The 17,287-nt window shown below is 46.6% G+C and carries 12 protein-coding genes; 5 read left to right on the top strand and 7 right to left on the bottom strand.

Annotation, left to right across the window (positions count from 1 at the left end):
- Positions 1–12: 12 nt before the first annotated feature.
- Genes dtd through HRM2_RS11350 form a run of 5 tightly spaced genes read right to left on the bottom strand, consistent with a single transcriptional unit; the run spans position 13 to position 5,741 of the window.
- A complete protein-coding gene (gene dtd, locus HRM2_RS11370) occupies positions 13–471 on the bottom strand; it encodes a D-aminoacyl-tRNA deacylase (RefSeq protein WP_041273218.1) in 459 nt (152 codons plus the stop codon).
- Positions 468–2,981 (bottom strand): cation:proton antiporter domain-containing protein, encoded by a 2,514-nt coding sequence (locus tag HRM2_RS11365; RefSeq protein WP_015904153.1) that lies wholly within the window; start codon positions 2,979–2,981, stop codon positions 468–470. Before HRM2_RS11365 ends, dtd begins: the two co-directional genes overlap by 4 nt.
- Positions 2,982–3,278 (bottom strand): MTH1187 family thiamine-binding protein, encoded by a 297-nt coding sequence (locus tag HRM2_RS11360; RefSeq protein ID WP_015904152.1) that lies wholly within the window; start codon positions 3,276–3,278, stop codon positions 2,982–2,984.
- Positions 3,279–3,304: 26 nt separating this feature from the next.
- On the bottom strand, positions 3,305–5,311 hold the full coding sequence (locus HRM2_RS11355) for an HDOD domain-containing protein (RefSeq protein WP_015904151.1): 2,007 nt from the start codon (positions 5,309–5,311) through the stop codon (positions 3,305–3,307).
- A gap of 52 nt (positions 5,312–5,363) precedes the next feature.
- Complete coding sequence (locus HRM2_RS11350; protein WP_015904150.1) at positions 5,364–5,741, bottom strand: YajD family HNH nuclease; 378 nt, start codon at positions 5,739–5,741, stop codon at positions 5,364–5,366.
- 163 nt (positions 5,742–5,904) lie between these two features.
- Here HRM2_RS11350 and HRM2_RS11345 point away from each other — a divergent pair, with 163 nt between their 5' ends.
- The 3 genes from HRM2_RS11345 (at position 5,905) to HRM2_RS11335 (ending at position 10,472) form a co-directional block, all read left to right on the top strand.
- Positions 5,905–6,714: a mechanosensitive ion channel family protein gene (locus HRM2_RS11345; protein ID WP_015904149.1), complete on the top strand. Its 810-nt coding sequence runs from the start codon at positions 5,905–5,907 to the stop codon at positions 6,712–6,714.
- 20 nt (positions 6,715–6,734) lie between these two features.
- Positions 6,735–8,510: an SLC13 family permease gene (locus HRM2_RS11340; protein WP_015904148.1), complete on the top strand. Its 1,776-nt coding sequence runs from the start codon at positions 6,735–6,737 to the stop codon at positions 8,508–8,510.
- Positions 8,511–8,867: 357 nt separating this feature from the next.
- Positions 8,868–10,472 (top strand): bifunctional aminoglycoside phosphotransferase/ATP-binding protein, encoded by a 1,605-nt coding sequence (locus tag HRM2_RS11335; RefSeq protein WP_015904147.1) that lies wholly within the window; start codon positions 8,868–8,870, stop codon positions 10,470–10,472.
- A 3-nt stretch (positions 10,473–10,475) separates the two neighbouring features.
- On the opposite strand, the gene HRM2_RS11330 is transcribed toward HRM2_RS11335, so the two are convergent.
- Positions 10,476–11,798 (bottom strand): mandelate racemase/muconate lactonizing enzyme family protein, encoded by a 1,323-nt coding sequence (locus tag HRM2_RS11330; protein WP_015904146.1) that lies wholly within the window; start codon positions 11,796–11,798, stop codon positions 10,476–10,478.
- Positions 11,799–12,662: 864 nt separating this feature from the next.
- Here HRM2_RS11330 and asnB point away from each other — a divergent pair.
- The gene (asnB, locus tag HRM2_RS11325) at positions 12,663–14,591 is read left to right on the top strand and encodes an asparagine synthase (glutamine-hydrolyzing) (protein ID WP_015904145.1); all 1,929 of its coding nucleotides are present in this window, start codon (positions 12,663–12,665) and stop codon (positions 14,589–14,591) included.
- Between the two features lie 275 nt (positions 14,592–14,866).
- On the opposite strand, the gene HRM2_RS25195 is transcribed toward asnB, so the two are convergent.
- On the bottom strand, positions 14,867–15,514 hold the full coding sequence (locus tag HRM2_RS25195) for an LbetaH domain-containing protein (protein WP_015904144.1): 648 nt from the start codon (positions 15,512–15,514) through the stop codon (positions 14,867–14,869).
- A 183-nt stretch (positions 15,515–15,697) separates the two neighbouring features.
- On the opposite strand from HRM2_RS25195, the gene HRM2_RS11315 reads away from it, so the two are divergent.
- Positions 15,698–16,954: an IS110 family RNA-guided transposase gene (locus tag HRM2_RS11315; protein ID WP_015903451.1), complete on the top strand. Its 1,257-nt coding sequence runs from the start codon at positions 15,698–15,700 to the stop codon at positions 16,952–16,954.
- The last annotated feature ends 333 nt before the right edge of the window (positions 16,955–17,287 follow it).

Here is a 17,287-nt window from a genome sequence, read left to right as displayed (position 1 = left end):
GCGGATATGGTTCTATTCCTTATCTTTTTTTCCCCTTGAATCAAGCATCAAGGTCACGGGTCCCGAGTTTGTGAGGCTCACCTCCATCACGGTACGAAACCGGCCGGTTGCCGTGGGGATGCCAAGGCAGCGGCAGGTTTCGACAAAGTGATCGTAAAGGATTTCAGCCCGGTCCGGCGGGGCTGCCTTGACAAACGAGGGGCGTCTTCCCCTGGAGCAGTCTGCCATGAGGGTGAACTGGGAGACCACAAGGATTTCGCCGTTGATCTCCATGAGCGACAGGTTCATCCTTCCCCGGGCATCCTCAAAGATCCTGAGACCGGCAATCTTGGCGCACAGTTTTTCCGCATCCGTTGCGGTATCGTCTTGTCCTACTCCCAGAAGCACGACAATTCCTGCGCCTATGGTACCAGTTATTTTATCATCAACCCGGACTTCGGCCCGGCTCACCCGCTGAATCACTGCCTTCATGCGTCCTCTTTCCCCCGCTTTCGATTTGCGTACATGATTACCTTTCTTAAGCCACTCGTGGTTTTTGCCCGCATCCATTTTCTTTCAAACCTGGGATCCATGACAATCTGGGCGATTGCCGACAAAGCCCGAAGATGAAAATTTCGTTGATCCTTTGATCCCACAAGTACAAAGGCCGCATGGACCAGGGGCTGGGATTTTACGAATTCAATCCCCCGTCTGGACCGGGCAAGCAGGATGGAAAATTTTTCCCGGCCCTCAATGATAATATGGGGAACGGCAAGGCCTGGCGCCAGAACTGTTGTAACCTGTTCTTCCCTTTTGATCAACATCTGCTTTAAACTTTGAGCAGAAACGTTTAACGAAGGGGCCATGGCCCTGGCAACCGCCTGGAAAAACGCCTCCTGGTCCATGGGTTCCTTGATATCCAGAACCGTGCTTTGTTCAACAACACGGTCAAACCGGTCTTTCTGGGCGGAAGGTTTACGGGCAATGATTTCCTTTACTTCCGCCTTGACAGGGTTTTGGGTCAACTCAGTTGCAGCAGCCTTTTCAACCATTTGAACCAGGGCCTCCTTGCGATTGACATCAAATCGCAGGACAACCTCCGCCAGGGAGGTTACAGACCCGACCAGGGTTACAAGATCTCCTGCCTCAAGGCGTGTGTAATCGTGGGGGATGAACAATACCCCACGTCTTCGAACCGACATGATAACGGTGTCAAATGGCAGGCGCAAATCCCGGAGCGCCAGGCCAAAAAGGTCCGGGTTGCGAAGGACAACGTCCATAATTTTCCGATCCGTGTCCATGCCCATGAAAAGGGATGCCGCGGCAGGAGATCGCACAAAATGGTCCAGAAGATTTACAATGGCCGTTGACGGATCCACAATCAAAACATCCAGGCGCTGAAAACGATGAAAATTGTTCCGGTCGCCCAATCTGGCAATGATCGTCTGGGTGCCGAAATGTTCGTAGGCGATTTCACAGATGGTATAATTTTCTTCATCTGTCAGCATGGCCACAATGGCTCCCACCCGATGACAATTATTTCGTTCAAGCTCGGCAAGGGTCAACCCCCCAAGCCTTACCACCTGAATATCCGGGTTTTTATCAATGGTGTTGTTCTTATCTTCAACTGCTGTTACAGGGGCCATAATTTTCACCTGCCACCCCTTGGCTGACAGGGACATGGCCAGGGCAACGGCCTGGCCGTCGGTGCCGAAAATTATTGCATCCCTTGCGTCCTCAAACACCTCTGCCATGGCCTTTGGACGATCTTCGTTCATCAGTTTAATGGCGGCTTTAAAGGCAATGGGGCCAATGATCTGATTTAATATGATGACAGAAATCATGATGGTGGCAAAGGCGTCGCCCCAGCCGGGAAATTCAACAACCACCGCCTTTGCAAGCCCAAGACCCACCCCTGCCTGGGTAATGAAGGCCATGCCGCTGACCAGGTTGTTCTTCAACGGATTCTTTGCAAAAGATCCGCCCATGAACGAACCGGCAAAAATGGCAATTCCCCGTGCAAAAAAAAGCGCCACGGCAATGGGCCAGGTTGAAACCAGGACATCCAGTGACAGGGATGCACCGGTCAGGGTGAAGAAGGCAATATAAATAGGCGGACCAACGTCCAAAAGAATTTTTGAAAATTCGTTTTTGAACCGTGAATGGTTTGACACAAGAAATCCCGCCACCATGCAGGTGAGCAAAGGTTCAAGGAGCACGTCAAGACCCAGGGCGTCATGGACAAACCTGCGAAACGCAAAGGTCAACCAGAAGACCAGATACCCCGTGGTCAAGATAAAAACAGCCTTTACGGCCTTTTGAACCGGAAGTTTCATCACAGCCACAAGCGACTGAAAGACAAGGTATCCCATAACAATGGAGGCCCCTATTTCCGCAACCAGAAGAAGGACAAAGCCGAATCTGAGATCCACCCCGGAGAACAGCGCGTCTGCAACAGAAGTATTGGCGGCAAACAGAACGATGACCACCACATCCATGATAATGGTCACCCCAAGAACGGTCTGGGTAAACGCCCCCCTGGCCCTTAATTCGTTGACAACGGCAATGGCCGACGAGGGAGAGCGCGCAACCATGATGGCACCGGCAAGAACCGAGACTCCGATCCTTGCCGCCATGGGCATGGATGCCATGAATGGGATCCAGTCGGCAAGGAAAAAAGTGGTCAGGCTAGTCAGGAGAAAGGTAGTTCCAACAAGGCAAATGGTCATCCATGCAATGGTTTTAACCCTGTTTTTCAGCTCTTTCAGGTAGAGCTCGCCGCCTGCAGCAAAGGCAATGTATCCCAGGGAGAACTCATCCACAAACCGCAGGTTCACACACGCTTGACTGGAAATAATGTCAAGCACATGGGGACCTGCCACAATACCGGTGAACAAAAATCCACTGATCAGGGGCAGCCCGGTTTTAACCAGTTGCTGTCCGATCTGTTTTGATGCTGCGGCAACGATGGCAAAGCATGCCCCGAAGATAAGAATATCCAACTACACCTTTTCCCGTACGCTGGCCACCTTGTCGGCCATGGTCTGATCCCGGTCAATCCGGGTACCAGCCTTGATGGTGGTGGTTATCCTGGGCGCGCCCATTTCATGAATTCGTTCATGGCAGGTTTTTACCACACCGAATACCTGGTCCCACTCCCCCTCAATGTTGGTACCATAGGCATGGAGCTCTGATTTTAGCCCGGCCTGATTGATGATTTCATGGCAGGCGGCAACATATTTGGAAACTGAGACCCCCACTCCCAGGGGCACCACACAAAGATCGATGATTACCTTCATTTTTAGCTCCTTTGTTTTTTATGAAACTATCCGACAACGACCTTGTTTCTCCCGGTCTCCTTAGCCTGGTACAATGCCTTGTCTGCCTTTGCAATGAGGACCTCCCGGTTTTTAACATTTTTTTCATACCCGCTGACACCAGCACTCACAGTAAGGGCAAGACCTGGAAACCGATTGACCAGGAGTACTCCCAGGTGCTCTATTTCCCTGCGGATTCTTTCAGCATAGACAATGGCCTGTGATAATCCGGTATTGGTGAGGACGACGATAAATTCCTCACCGCCGTACCGACCCACATGGTCAAAGGGTCTGGAAAGTTTTTTTAATGTGTTGGCGATCAGTTTAAGGATGGAATCACCTGACTGGTGCCCGAAATTATCGTTGAATTTTTTAAAAAAATCCACATCGATCATCACCAGGGAAAGGTCGTTTTTCCCTTCCACAGCCCCCCGGAAGGCTTTTTCCAAAAGCCCATCAATGGCAATTCGGTTCAAAAGACCGGTAAGACCATCCCTGAGTGATGCCTTTTTTGCGTCTTTATAGGCCCCTGCATTTTCCATGGCCATGCCAAGCTCATTGGCAACAATGGCAATTGCGGAAAACACATCCGGGAGGATGGGTTTTTTTGAAACAATATTGTCCATGCCAAGGATCCCGAGCACCCTGTTGTGACTGTAAAAAGGAACGATAACCATTTCATCTATTTTAAATTGTTCAAGGGTCCTTCTTTCATCCATTGTCCTGCCCCGGATAATCACAGGTTCCTGACTTCTCAGGCAGTGAATAAATCCGCCTGCGCCCCTGTGAAGGGGGATTTCAATTGATCTAAGGTTCATTTTCGTACCGGATGTGTCCAGAGACTCAACCACCTTGAGGCATCTGGTGCGTTTAACAACACACATCACATAAAGCCGGTTGAACTTGAAATCCTTGTAAATGGCCTCTAGTGTTCCCTTGATGATTTCCCGGGGGTCAAGGCTCTTGTGGGGGGCAGTGAGGCTCTGTCTAATTTGTGACATATCAACTGTGTTTTCAGCTGTGTTGGAATGCCCATGATCCTGATAATAGTACCGTGTATTGATGCTGCAAAGCTTGAGATTTGCAAGGAGCAGATTTGCCCGTAACTGGCTTGGAGAAGGAAAAACAAAATTGTAGAATTTTGATATATTTCTCATTTCCCTGTCCATGCGACCTATGACTTTTATCACATCAATCCCATCAAGATCGATGTTTTCTTCAACTTCAGGCTGAAGCAGGGGCGGTCGGACAATATCCACAGACCCCATACCCTGGGTCCAGGACAGAAAATTGGCAAGGGAAACAATGGCGATCAGCTGGGATTCTTCCCGGGAAAGGTCCAGGTGTGCATACCGTTGATGGTGATATTTTATTGTCAGTAACAGGGTTCGAGGCAGATTCCATTGGGACGCGCAATAGGCACCCAGATCGTCATGTCCCATACCCATGAGTTCCCTCTCATCCGTGATCATGGGGTTGGTGGATTTTGCCAGCGTAGCGATGAAGTCTCCATAATTGACGCACCCCTGGAGATCGAAAAAAATCTTTCCGAAATCGTGCAAAAGCCCACAGGCATAGGCCTCTCCCGGATTAACCGACTGGGTTTGCTCGGCAATAGCCATGGCCAGGGTGGCCACGCTAAGACAGTGCCGCCAGAAAAAGAGCCGGTCAAACTGTTTTTGTCGTCCGGATTTAACTATTTTTTCAAAAACAGTGATGCCCAGGGCAAGCCGTTTCACCCCATCAACCCCAAGGTAAACAACGGCTTCAGAAAGATTGGTTACCGGGTGTGTCAAACCATACATGGCAGAATTGACAAGGCCAAGAACCCGGGCTGAGAGACCCGGATCCGTATGGACAACCTGGGAGAGCGCTTCCATGGAGGCATTCTCGTTGCTGAAAATTTCCAACAGCCTGGCCAGCACAGGTGAAAGAGTAGGAATTTCTTTAAAATCAAGGGTTAACACCCGTTTAACATCTGATTCAAGGGGCAGTCTGGGTCCGCTATCCATCATAATGACCTTATTATCAAAGAGTCCAGTGCTGGAAATGCTATTTCCCTTTCACCTAAACTTTAGGTTTCAGGCGATCGGAAAGTCCGGCAAAGGGATTATCAACAAAATCATTCTCTGAATCCGATGTATCGCCGGCCGTTACGGTATCATAGGCATCTGCCACCTCCCCCCGGGAGTGTTCATTGTCATGGCAGTAAATGCACAACAACTCCCAGTTACTGCCGTCAGGAGGGTTGTTGTCATGATTATGGTCCTTGTGGTGAACGGTCAGTTCCCGCAGTCGCTTGCCCTCAAATTCCCGGCCGCAATGGGCGCAGATCCAGGGAAAAAGTTTGAGTGCCCGCTCTCGATATGTATTCTCCCGCTCCTGCTGGAGTTTGTTTGCCTGTGTAACGTTCGCATAGGTCCTCGTATTTTTATTTAAGGCCATGGGGGCCTGTCTCCTTTTGTTATGGGGTGAAACAAATTGTTTAAATTGATAGCACAAGATCATTCAGTTTTAAAGGGTTGATTTTTTAACCCCAGGCCTGATAGAGTTGTTTTACATTCATGATCCTTTCACTGCCCTTTAATTTAAATCGAGGAGATAAACAATGGAAGCAATCCTGCAAAAGGTATGGGAACTTACAACCATTTATGGAATCAAGGCCATCGTTGCACTGCTGATTCTATTTTTTGGACGGATTATTGCGAAACTACTCACAAACGTTGTTAAACGTATCATGGGCCGAAGTAAAATTGATCCCACCATCATCAACTTCACAGGAAGCCTCACCTATATTGCCCTGCTGGTCTTTGTCATTATTGCAGCTCTGGGGCAACTCGGCATCCAGACAACTTCATTCATAGCCGTAGTTGGTGCCGCAGGTCTTGCCATCGGCCTTGCCCTCCAGGGATCGCTGTCTAATTTTGCAGCAGGTTTTTTGATGATCATCTTTCGTCCGTTCACCATTGGCGATTTCATCGAAGGCGGCGGTGTTGCCGGAACGGTTGAGGAAATATCCATTTTCACCACCATCCTGAAAACCCCGGACAATAAAACCGTTATCATTCCAAACGCCAAGCTCACCGAGGGCAATATCGTAAACTGGACGGTCAAGGGAACCCGCAGGGTGGACCTGGTCATGGGAATCGGCTATGACGATGACATTGACAAGGCCAAACAGATCATGGCGGATGTTCTGGCCCAGGAAGATCGTATATTAAAAGATCCAGCTCCCCAGATCGCCCTGACCGAACTTGCCGACAGCAGTGTCAATTTTGTGGTCAGGCCCTGGGTAAACGCTGCAGACTACTGGAATGTCTACTGTGCCCTGACGGAAAACATCAAAAAGGCCTTTGATGCCAATGGCATCAGCATCCCATATCCCCAAAGGGATGTTCATTTGTACGAGCATAAATAAGAATCAAGGCGGCTGCTGATATGGAAATCATTCTGGTTTCGCTCATCCTTGTGGTCACCCTGGCCCTGTTGATATCTGAAAAGCTGTCCGTTGACAAAACCGCCATCGGCATCATGGTGGTTCTTGCCCTGACAAGGATACTGACACCCAGGGAGGCCGTGGCAGGCCTTGCAAACCCTGCCGTGGTAACTGTGGGTGCCATGTTTCTTCTAAGCCGGGGGCTGATTCGAACCGGGGCCATCGGGTTTGTAACCACCCTGGTTCTCAAGCTTTCAAAGGGAAACAGAACCCACGCCCATATCCTTATACTTTTAACCGTTGCCATAGCCTCTGCCTTTATCAACAATACCCCGGTTGTTGTGCTGTTTATCCCCATTGTCATGGGGTTGAGTTGCGAGTATGATTTTTCCCCATCAAAGCTGCTCATCCCCCTCTCCTATGTGTCAATCCTTGCAGGAACCTGCACCCTGATCGGAACCTCCACAAATATTATTGTGAGCGATCTTTCAGCGGCCCAGGGATTTGAACCCCTTACCATGTTTGAGCTGGGAACCATTGGGCTGCCCATTGCCATTCTGGGCATGATTTTCCTGTTTTTTGTCTCTCCAAAACTATTGCCCGGCCGAACCGCGCCCGTGTGTGAACTCAACCAGGGCGAAGAAAAAAGATACCTGGCAGAGCTCATGGTTCCTGCCGAAAGTGACCTCATCGGCAATCGAACCATTGTTGAATACGCCGACGAGAATCTGGGATTGAACGTGATTGAGCTTTTTCGCAACAATCGAATCGTTGATCCGTCAAGGACATCCATAACTCTCAGGCAAGGGGATATTCTTCTGGTCAAAGCCTCGGCTGAAGCCCTGGTGTCGTGTCTGAAAAATCAAATTCTCGCCCTTGCCCATGGCGAAGAAGATATCACCTTTGGCGGTGAACTCAAGGAGGATCTGATTGTTGAACTGGTTGTGCCGCCCTTGTCAGCCATTCTGGGAGATCGCCTGGTCTCATCTGAACTTCAAAACGATCCAGACATTCGAGTGCTTGCCCTTAGAAGCCGCCGCAGCCACTATTCTGAACAGAAAATGCAAAAGGTGAAACTTAAAATCGGCGACATTCTCCTGGTGCGTTGTCCAAGACACAAGGTGGCAAATCTTCGAACCAGCCCGGATTTCATCATGATCGAAGATATTCACCATGCCATGATTGACAGGGAAAAGGCGGGCATTGCCATCAGCATATTCGCAGGTGTTGTGCTCTGCGCAACCTTTGGGCTGGCAGACATCATGGTCTGTGCCCTGACTGGTGTGTTTCTAATGACCCTCACCCGTTGCTTTACACTCAAAGACGCCTACCGATCCCTTGAAGCCGAGGTGCTGCTTTTAATCGTGGGCACCCTTGCCCTTGGCCTTGCCATGCAGAAAACAGGGGCAACCCAGTTGTATGCGGATTCCTTCCTGGGACTGTTCACGGGAATGAGCCCCCACTCGGTGCTCGTCGGTATTATCATCCTCTCCAGCGTCTGTACCCATATTTTAAGCAACAATGCCACGGCTGTTCTGTTGCTGCCCATTGCCGTGTCCACGGCTGTCTCCCTTGGCGTAAATCCCAAACCATTCATCATTGGCATCTGTTTTGGCGCAAGCGCCTGCTTTGCCACGCCCATCGGGTATCAGACCAATCTTCTGGTGTATGGCCCAGGCGGATACCGGTTTTCCGACTATCTGAAACTGGGCTTGCCGTTAAATCTTCTGGTCATGGTCTGTGCCTCTATCCTGATTCCCATGGTCTGGCCCCTGTGACAGACACCTGATCATCAGCAGTTCTAATTTTGGTTTTAATGTTTATAATGTTTATGCGGCAGTCGGTATTCCCTTGCTGAACCGAAAAAGTCGGGGGATTTTCGAACAAGGCAAACCCAAACTGCAAAAACTCGGTCGTACCTCCCTCAGACAATTTGCAGTTTGTTGGGTTTGCCCTGCCCGAAAATCTGATCCCCTTTGTTTCTCAATGTTCAGCAAAGGAATACCGACCGCCGTCACACAGACTGATACCTAAAATTAGAATTGCTGCCTGATCATGGGCCATATTGACAACCCGCTTCAAGCCCTGTAGAATTTATTATAGATTATATGAACACATTCATTCAGGGGGTTGAAATGGACACAAACCATCAACAGAACCTGTTTAAAGCCATGGAAAATCCCAGGTTTTATCCCCACCCGACAGGCCCGGTAACGATCGAGGAAACTCACATCTCCCGGGTATTTTTAACCGGCGATTTTGTATACAAAGTCAAAAAGAGCTTGGACCTGGGATTTCTTGATTTCTCGACCCTGGAAAAACGCCATTTTTTCTGTGAAAAAGAGGTGAGCTTAAACCGCAGGCTGACCCGTGATATCTATCTGGGGGTGGTTCCCATCACCCTTGACCATGGGCGTTACAGCCTTGGAAAAACAGGGAGCATCGTTGAATATGCCGTTAAAATGCGTCAACTGGATGAGTCCTGGTCATTGCAACAGAGAATAAAAACCCAGACACAGAAAAATTCAGCCGATATCAGATCAGATGTGATCGCCCTTGGCGAAAAACTTGGGCAATTTTATCTTACAGCCCCCACGGGAAAAGGCGATGACATGGGGGATGACGGGTGGAAAAACATTTTCCATGCCTGCAACGAAAACTTCAACCAGACCCAGGGCTTTACAAAAAACCTGCTGGATGAAAAAACCTGGAAAATGGTCAGGGATGAAACACTTGCCTTCCTGAAGGCTCGCAAACCCTGTTTCATGGCCCGGCTCAAATCAGGCAAGGTCAAAGATTGCCACGGGGATCTGCGCTGCGGACACATTTACTTCACCGACAGGAACATTCAAATTATTGACTGCATTGAATTCAACGACAGCCTGCGCCACATCGACATTATCAACGACCTTGCCTTTTTACTGATGGACCTTGACTTTTGTGACCAACAAGTCCTTGGAGATCTTCTCTTAGACCGTTATCTTGAGCAAACAGGGGATCTTCAGGCATTTATGCTCCTTGATTTTTACAAGTGTTACCGGGCCTTTGTGCGGTGCAAGGTAAACGCCATTTTCCTTGCATCCACACAGCCGACCCCCGGGGAAAAGGAAAAAAAGAAATCAGAGGCCCTCAAATATCTTGATCTTGCCCGGGACTATGCCCTGAGGTTTTCACATCCTGGGATATTTGTTATCCACGGTCTGCCGGCCACGGGCAAAAGTACCATGGCAAAAGCCCTGGGGTGCGCCCTTGAAGTTGAACCCATACGGTCGGATATTGTGCGCAAACAGATGTTTGGCATTTCACCCCATGACGTTGGCGCCAGACAATTTAAGGAAAAAATTTACACCCCGTCGGCAAGCGACCTGACCTATGAACGACTCATTGATCTTGCGCAGCAAAAGTTAGAAGCGGGCACTTCGGTAATTCTCGATGCAACCTTCAGCATGGAGCAATACCGGAAAAACCTTGTCCATCTTGCAAAGAGAAAGGGAATATCCCCGGTATTCATTGAGTGCCGCACCCATGACGACATCATAAAAAAACGGCTGTTGGAACGGGAGCATTCTTCGTCTGTCTCAGATGCCAGGATCGACCATTTTAAACCGTTGAAAAATGCGTATCAACCCCTTACCAGCAATAATGATGTCAGACAGATCACCATTGACACCACCGCTGGCCCTGATCAATGTATCCGAGAATTATTGATCAAAGCCTTTGGCAAAGAACAGAGAAAATAAGACTCACTCTTTGTGTTTTTGTGGTGCATTCAACCGCGCCGATTTATCCTGGGCAAAGGTTTCCAGGTCTTGCTTTTTACCAGCAGAGGGTCCATGTTTGCTTTTATTGTACTGGAGCTTCAGGGCCGTCATGGCTCCCTTGTCCTTGATCACATGGAAAAATAATTTACGCTGGTTCATATGAAAAAAACGATGTCCAAACCGCTCAAGGGCAGTGGGATCAATATCAAACCCAAGCCCGGGAAGCACAGATGGCCGTATGAATCCATGGTCGTGGACAAAGGGTTTTTTTAACAATCCGTCCCGTTTTTCCTCGGTCCATGATGGTGGATTCAAGGGGTATTCAAGGGGCTTTTTTCTACTGAAACCGCTTGCCAGAAGTACCTGGAGATTCACGGCAAAACCGATACCATTTGTCCAGGTATGGGGGGAAAAGCCAAGGCCATGTTCCCTGCAGCAGGCGGCAACATCCAAGGTCTGTCGGATTCCACCAGTCATGATGCTGTCGGGCTGGAAAATATCGTAGCATTTTCGTTCGATCATCATCCGCAACTCAGGGTATCCATTGGTCTGGATCTCTCCGCCGCTGATGGGCACCCGGCTGTATTGTGTCAAGCGGCTTAACTCCCCATAATCGTCCATGGGAAGGGGTTCTTCAATCCATGCAACCCCTAAGTCATAGCAGGCGTCTGCGAAATACTTTGCCCTGTCAAGATCCCACAACGGAGCGTCTTTAATGATCGTAACCCGCCAGCCCTGGTTGGCATCCACACCGATTTTTATTTTATTGCCAAGGGTTTTTGCAACGGCTTCAACCTGCCTGACATCCTCTTTTGGATCAAAATCATGGACCCGTAGTTTTATGGTCCTGAATCCCTCTTCATACCGTTGTTCCGCCTCTTCAATGCATTTTTCAGGCGTTTTGACCTCCCCTGTTGAGGCATAGAGCTCAACGGTTTCGGTCTTACAGCCAAAAAGCTCATAAACGGTCTTGTCCTTTATTTTTCCCTGGATGTCCCAGAATGCAGGTTCGATCCAGTTTGCCCGAACCCCCAGGTAGGCGACTTCCCTGAGTCGCTGGACGAGTAGATCCATGTCAAAAACATCCACACCCATGAGGTAGGGGGCAATCAGGTCCCCAAGTCCCCTTCTTTCGTTTGAGATGGCCGGGCCTGCAGAATACCCTTTAACGCCACTCCTGGTGGTAATGCAGATCAGGTCAAAACGATTGTCCGTTGAAGGGTAGCCCGGTATCCAGCTTGGATAGAAAGTTTTTTTCAACGGGATGCGCACATGGTACAGTTCTATCTGGCTTATCGTGGTCATAATCTGATCCAACTCCTATTAGAAACTTTATGTTACTACCCTTTTTGACTTCATAATACCCCAGGCACTTGAACCGTGATGAACCGGTCAGGCTTGTCAATTTAATCGAACTACATTCTCCACCATTTTTTAAAAAATTTCAAATCCAATCAACATATCTCAACAATTCATTACTATAATTGCGTTGAAAATCACTTTGAAAATTTAGAGCATGGGGTGAATAGTTTCTGACGGCTGTTTTATAGATGACGACAGTTTCCGAATGGCACCAGCATTCATGTTTGAAGACCTGGAAGAGGCCTTTCAGGGTGAATTATGCCCAAAATAATCAGAAATATTGATAATTTTCGATCTTTTTAAAGATAGTCCAGACTATTTCCATCTCCCACTTAATGCCTATATTTTATTCCAGGAATGTTTTGACTCAACCCGGCACTGGCACAACATGTTGTGCCAGTGCCGGGTTGAGTGCATATTTCAACTCTTAAATAATTTTTCATACTTTTCTTGACTAAAAGCATCTTCCTATCTGTCGGCCGCTTTCCGGAAAGTACTCAATCAAAACAAGAACCAGTAGCAGAATAAAGGCCGTTGACAACTTGGTTCTTTAAGTTTCATAAAGACCTGTTATCACAAATATCCCCTGGGATTCAAAAGCAATTTATAATTAGCACGATATTATAAGTGTCGCAAAAGAAATCTCTTTAAATTTATTGTTGTCTATTATACCAATTAGAAAAACATTCAACTGACTGCCGGAAAACATCTGCTCAGAGCAAGCAGAAGTATCAGCACCCTGGCAAATGTATTTTAACCCGGATTCAGCCTTAGGAGCTGAATCACTATCTCGTCAGGGGACGATCCATGTGCGGTATTGTTGGTATTTTGAACAGAAATAATCAACCGGTTGATTTTCATATTTTGCAACGAATGTCCGATAAACAGCGGCACAGAGGTCCGGATGACCAGAGCCTTGTTGGATTTTCTTTTGCAAAAAAAGACACCATCCGGTTGAATCATAAAGAGAAATCGCATAAAAGATCAGGCTTCCATGGCGGACTTGGGTTTAACAGGCTTTCGATTCTGGATCTGTCAATGAATGGCCGTCAACCTATGATTTCGAATAACCGCCAAGTGATCATTGCCTATAATGGAGAGGCGTATAATGCATTTACATTTAAGAAATTTCTTGTCGAAAAAGGAATCTGCTTTAAGAGTTCAACAGACACAGAGATTCTTCTGTATCTCTATCAAGAGTACGGTATAAAAAAATTACTGGAATTGATCAACGGGATGTTTGCACTTTGTATTGTCGATTTGATGATTGGAAAAATTTTTCTTGCCCGTGATCATGCCGGGATCAAACCCTTATATTGGTACACTAACGGCAATACAATTCTTTTTGCATCTGAGATTAAAGCCTTTTACAAACATCCTGACTTTATTGCTGAGCTCAACAATGAACATGTTGATGAATATGCGATATTGGGCTACACTGCCCATGATCGAACACTTTTAAAGAACGTGTACCAAATTCCGCCAGCCCATTTCATGACATTCAGCATGACGGACCAAAAGATTACCCGGTACTGGGAACCAGATCTTTCCGTGAAAGAAACAGGTAATCTGTATGCTGACCCCGACGAGCTTGAGTCTATATTGAAAAAAGCGGTGTCGTCACAGCTCATAAGCGATGTTGAAGTGGGGTGTCAGTTATCTGGTGGAATCGATTCTTCCCTGATTACAACCTTTGCCCGCCCCTATTTTCCGGGTGGAATGAATACCTTTTCCGTAATTCCTGAAAACAGTGATTTCTCAGAAGAAGACTATATTGATCAGGTGATCGAAAAGACAGAATCCAATGCCCATAAAATAGAAATAACGCCACAGTATTGGGTAGAGAATATTTGCAGCGCGACCTATCACATAGATGTGCCGCTGAGTTTTCCTCACGCACTGGGCATAAAAAAAATGGCCGAAAGAGCGAAAGACTATGTAAAAGTGCTGTTAAGTGGTGAAGGGTCTGATGAGTTGATGGGCGGTTACCGTGAATTTTACAGACATGCCTATCGGCAGTGCTATCCAGGAAGGATTCGCCTGATGTCTAAAATACCATTCAGAGGGAAAAGATATCGCAAATATTTTCTCCCGCATATGAGTAAAAATGAATATTTCATCCGTATTCGGAGTAGTCATTTTAACCATGCCCACTCAGTAAAAAACGACATCAACGACTCGGTTTTCTTTACAAACCAACAAAATTTGATTCCGGACAACCCGGATTCTCTAAAAAATATCAGGGTCTATGATATGAGAGGCAGACTGGCACATTTACTTTCAATGCAGGATCGAATGACAATGGCATACTCAATTGAAAACCGGGTGCCATTTCTCGATAAAAATGTTATCGATTACGTATTTTCAAAACCATCTGAATATTTCCTGCAGGCCAGCAATAATCCCAAAGAATACAAAGCACCCTTCCGGCATACTAAAATGCTGCTTAAAAAAATTGCCGCCAAATACTATAATTCGCAATTTGCATATCGAAATAAAATAGGATTTAATCAGCCCATTTACGATTATATGATATTTCCACAGATGAAAGAGATGATAAATGACATAATTTTGCCCGGGATTCGAAACAGGGGCGTTTTTAACTATGATCTGATATCGAAAACCTATAAAAAAATGGAAAAAAAGTCTTACCGAAAGCACAGCAGATGGCTCTGGTCATTTTTTGCTTTTGAATTATGGGCTCAGATATTCATTGACAGGAAATTAAGTCCCTGACCACTTTTTTCACAGTCCTCACAGCTTATTCTTTTGGCACAGGTTTTTTTCCAGCATTGAAGTTTCCGATATTTCTTTGAACTGGATCCTGGTGCATTTGAAATCGACCCCAGCACTATTGTTTTTCGTGGCGCCTCACTGTTTCGATGATTTCGGTCGGTCAAACCGGCACATGGGTCAAAGAGTTGGTGGGGATCATAGCTGTGGGAGTGAAGTTGATGATAATCTGGTTGCCTGCATCCATGTGGTGTTTCTGTGCAAACGCCGTTGTCTGGTTATGGGGTGTGATGTTTGATGATCTTTGCGGGCACACCCACCACGGTCACGTTGTCCGGGACATCTTTGGTCACCACAGCCCCGGCACCGACAATACTGTTTTCGCCAATGGTGAGCCTGGGCAGGATGGTACAACCAGCTCCAAGGTCAGCACAGTTTTTCAATGTGGTACATCCACACACCGTGACACCCGGGCTGACGTAAACGTAATCTCCAATGGTCACATCATGACTGATGGTGGAATGAAGACGGCAGGTGAAGTGCCGGCCAATGGTCACTTTGGATCCAACAGCAGCTCCTTCTGACAGAAGGCAGTTTTCGCCAATTGTCACATGGCCCAGGTCAATGTCGGGATGGATGAGCGAAACAATTGTGCAGTCGTGTTGGGCCAGGAAGACTTCTGCTTCTTTTACATCAGCGAGCGGCGAATTGATGTGATTGAAAAAGACAAGGTCTGCATGTTGCTCGAGCAGGGCCGGGATGGCTTCATACCCACCTATAACAGGGTGCCCCAGTATGGGCGGATCGTTATCAAATTCTTTGGTGATAAACCCGATGAGTTGATAGGTGGGGGTGTGTCTGTTGATTGCCTCGACGAGTTTAACAACAATATGATTTGTGATACCTAAAATAACGAGTTTTTTCATTGATTCCTCTCTGGTTTTACCCGGCCTCCGTGTCTGCAGGGTGCTGTTGGTGCCCGCAACATGTTCTATATAACCCACATGTCCTAGCGGACACAACGAAGCATGAAACACTTGCAAAAAATGAAAAATGGTCATAACTATCCAATTTTTTTTATCTTCCCAAACAAAAGCGAAAGGATAGTCATGACCAAGAGATCAAATAGCACATTAATCCAAATCGTTCACCCTATTTGTTGTGGTTTGGATGTTCATAAAGACAAAATTTCAGCTTGTTTAATCACTTTGAATAATGCAGGAGGTGAGCACCATGAGATTCGAGAGTTTTCAACATTCACTCACGATCTGCAAGAAATGAAAAAATGGCTGCTTGATAATAATTGCCCAATTATAGCAATGGAAAGTACCGGGGTATACTGGCATCCGGTTTATAATACCATTGAAGATAAAATTGAAGTCGTTTTGGTGAATGCCAGACATATTAAAAACGTTCCTGGCCGAAAAACTGATATCTGTGACAGCAAGTGGCTTGCCGGACTGCTTCGACACGGTTTAGTAAGAGGTAGTTTCATCCCTCCGGGGAATGTCCGGGAATGGCGAGAATTAAGCCGATTGAGAAAAACATACACCGAATCCCTTGCCGATTATAAAAGACGTGTTCACAAGCTGTTCATTACTGCAAATATAAAAATTGATTCAATAGTTTCGGATTTGTTTGGTTTGACAGGCACGAACCTGATCAATTTATTATGCAATAATAGTGAACTAAGCTTGGAAAAGGTCCAGGAGTGCACCAAAGGCGGCCTTAAGAAAAAAACGCAGGAACTGCATAAAAGCCTTAATGGATATTTCAAAGATCACCATCGTTTTCAACTTGTTGAGATGATGGAAATTATCAATATTTTTAAAAAAATGATTGAACAAGTTAATACTCGATTGGAATCTCTTACACGTGAGCACAAAGATTTATTGGAGCGTTTAGACGAAATTCCAGGTGTTGATAAAAAATCGGCACAATCCATTATAGGAGAAGTCGGGGTTACGCTAAATGAATTCAAAACTATGTCAGCATTTGTTTCATGGGCAGGCCTGTGCCCCGGGAATAATGAAAGTGCAGGAAAACGGAAAAGTGGCAGAAATGCAGTTAGAAATCATCCATTCAAAACGATTTTAGTCCAGGTTGCATGGGCAGCAATCAAGAAAAAAGGCTCTTATTACAAGGCCAAATATTACAAACTGAAATCCAGGAGAGGTGCCAGAAAGGCCATTGTTGCTATAGCCCATAGAATTGCAAAAGCCATTTACAGCATCATTAAAAATGCAGACACGTATAAAGATCTTGGCGAAGAGTACCTGAGCAAGCCCAACAAGCAAAGAGTATTAAAAAATTTAGCAAAAAAGGCTGATGAATTAGGCATGAAACTTGTGCCTTGTGGAAATTAATCGAATTGACAGCACGTTTTTAACAGGTATTGTTTAGAGAAGGACAGCAGACAAAGAAATTATTGATTCGGTAAACAAACGTCGGATGATCAAATGAAGCCTTAGAGCGCGAATATAACATGACGGGTCGGTTTTTTGCACAACAAACTGTTAGTCCTCCATCGGGGGAACTACGCATATAAAACTTATCTAAAATAAACCGACCACTACTGATGATTTAAAAACTTGTCTTCCGTGCCTGAATTATTAACCCGACAGGAAGAATTCTATCGATTTGATATTTTCAATCTGTAGCGTCAATCAAAGTGTTCTTGGGACAAGACCCAAAAACCA

The organism is Desulforapulum autotrophicum HRM2, from assembly GCF_000020365.1.
Lineage (GTDB): Bacteria > Desulfobacterota > Desulfobacteria > Desulfobacterales > Desulfobacteraceae > Desulforapulum > Desulforapulum autotrophicum.
This window is presented reverse-complemented; position numbering and strand designations above follow the sequence as displayed.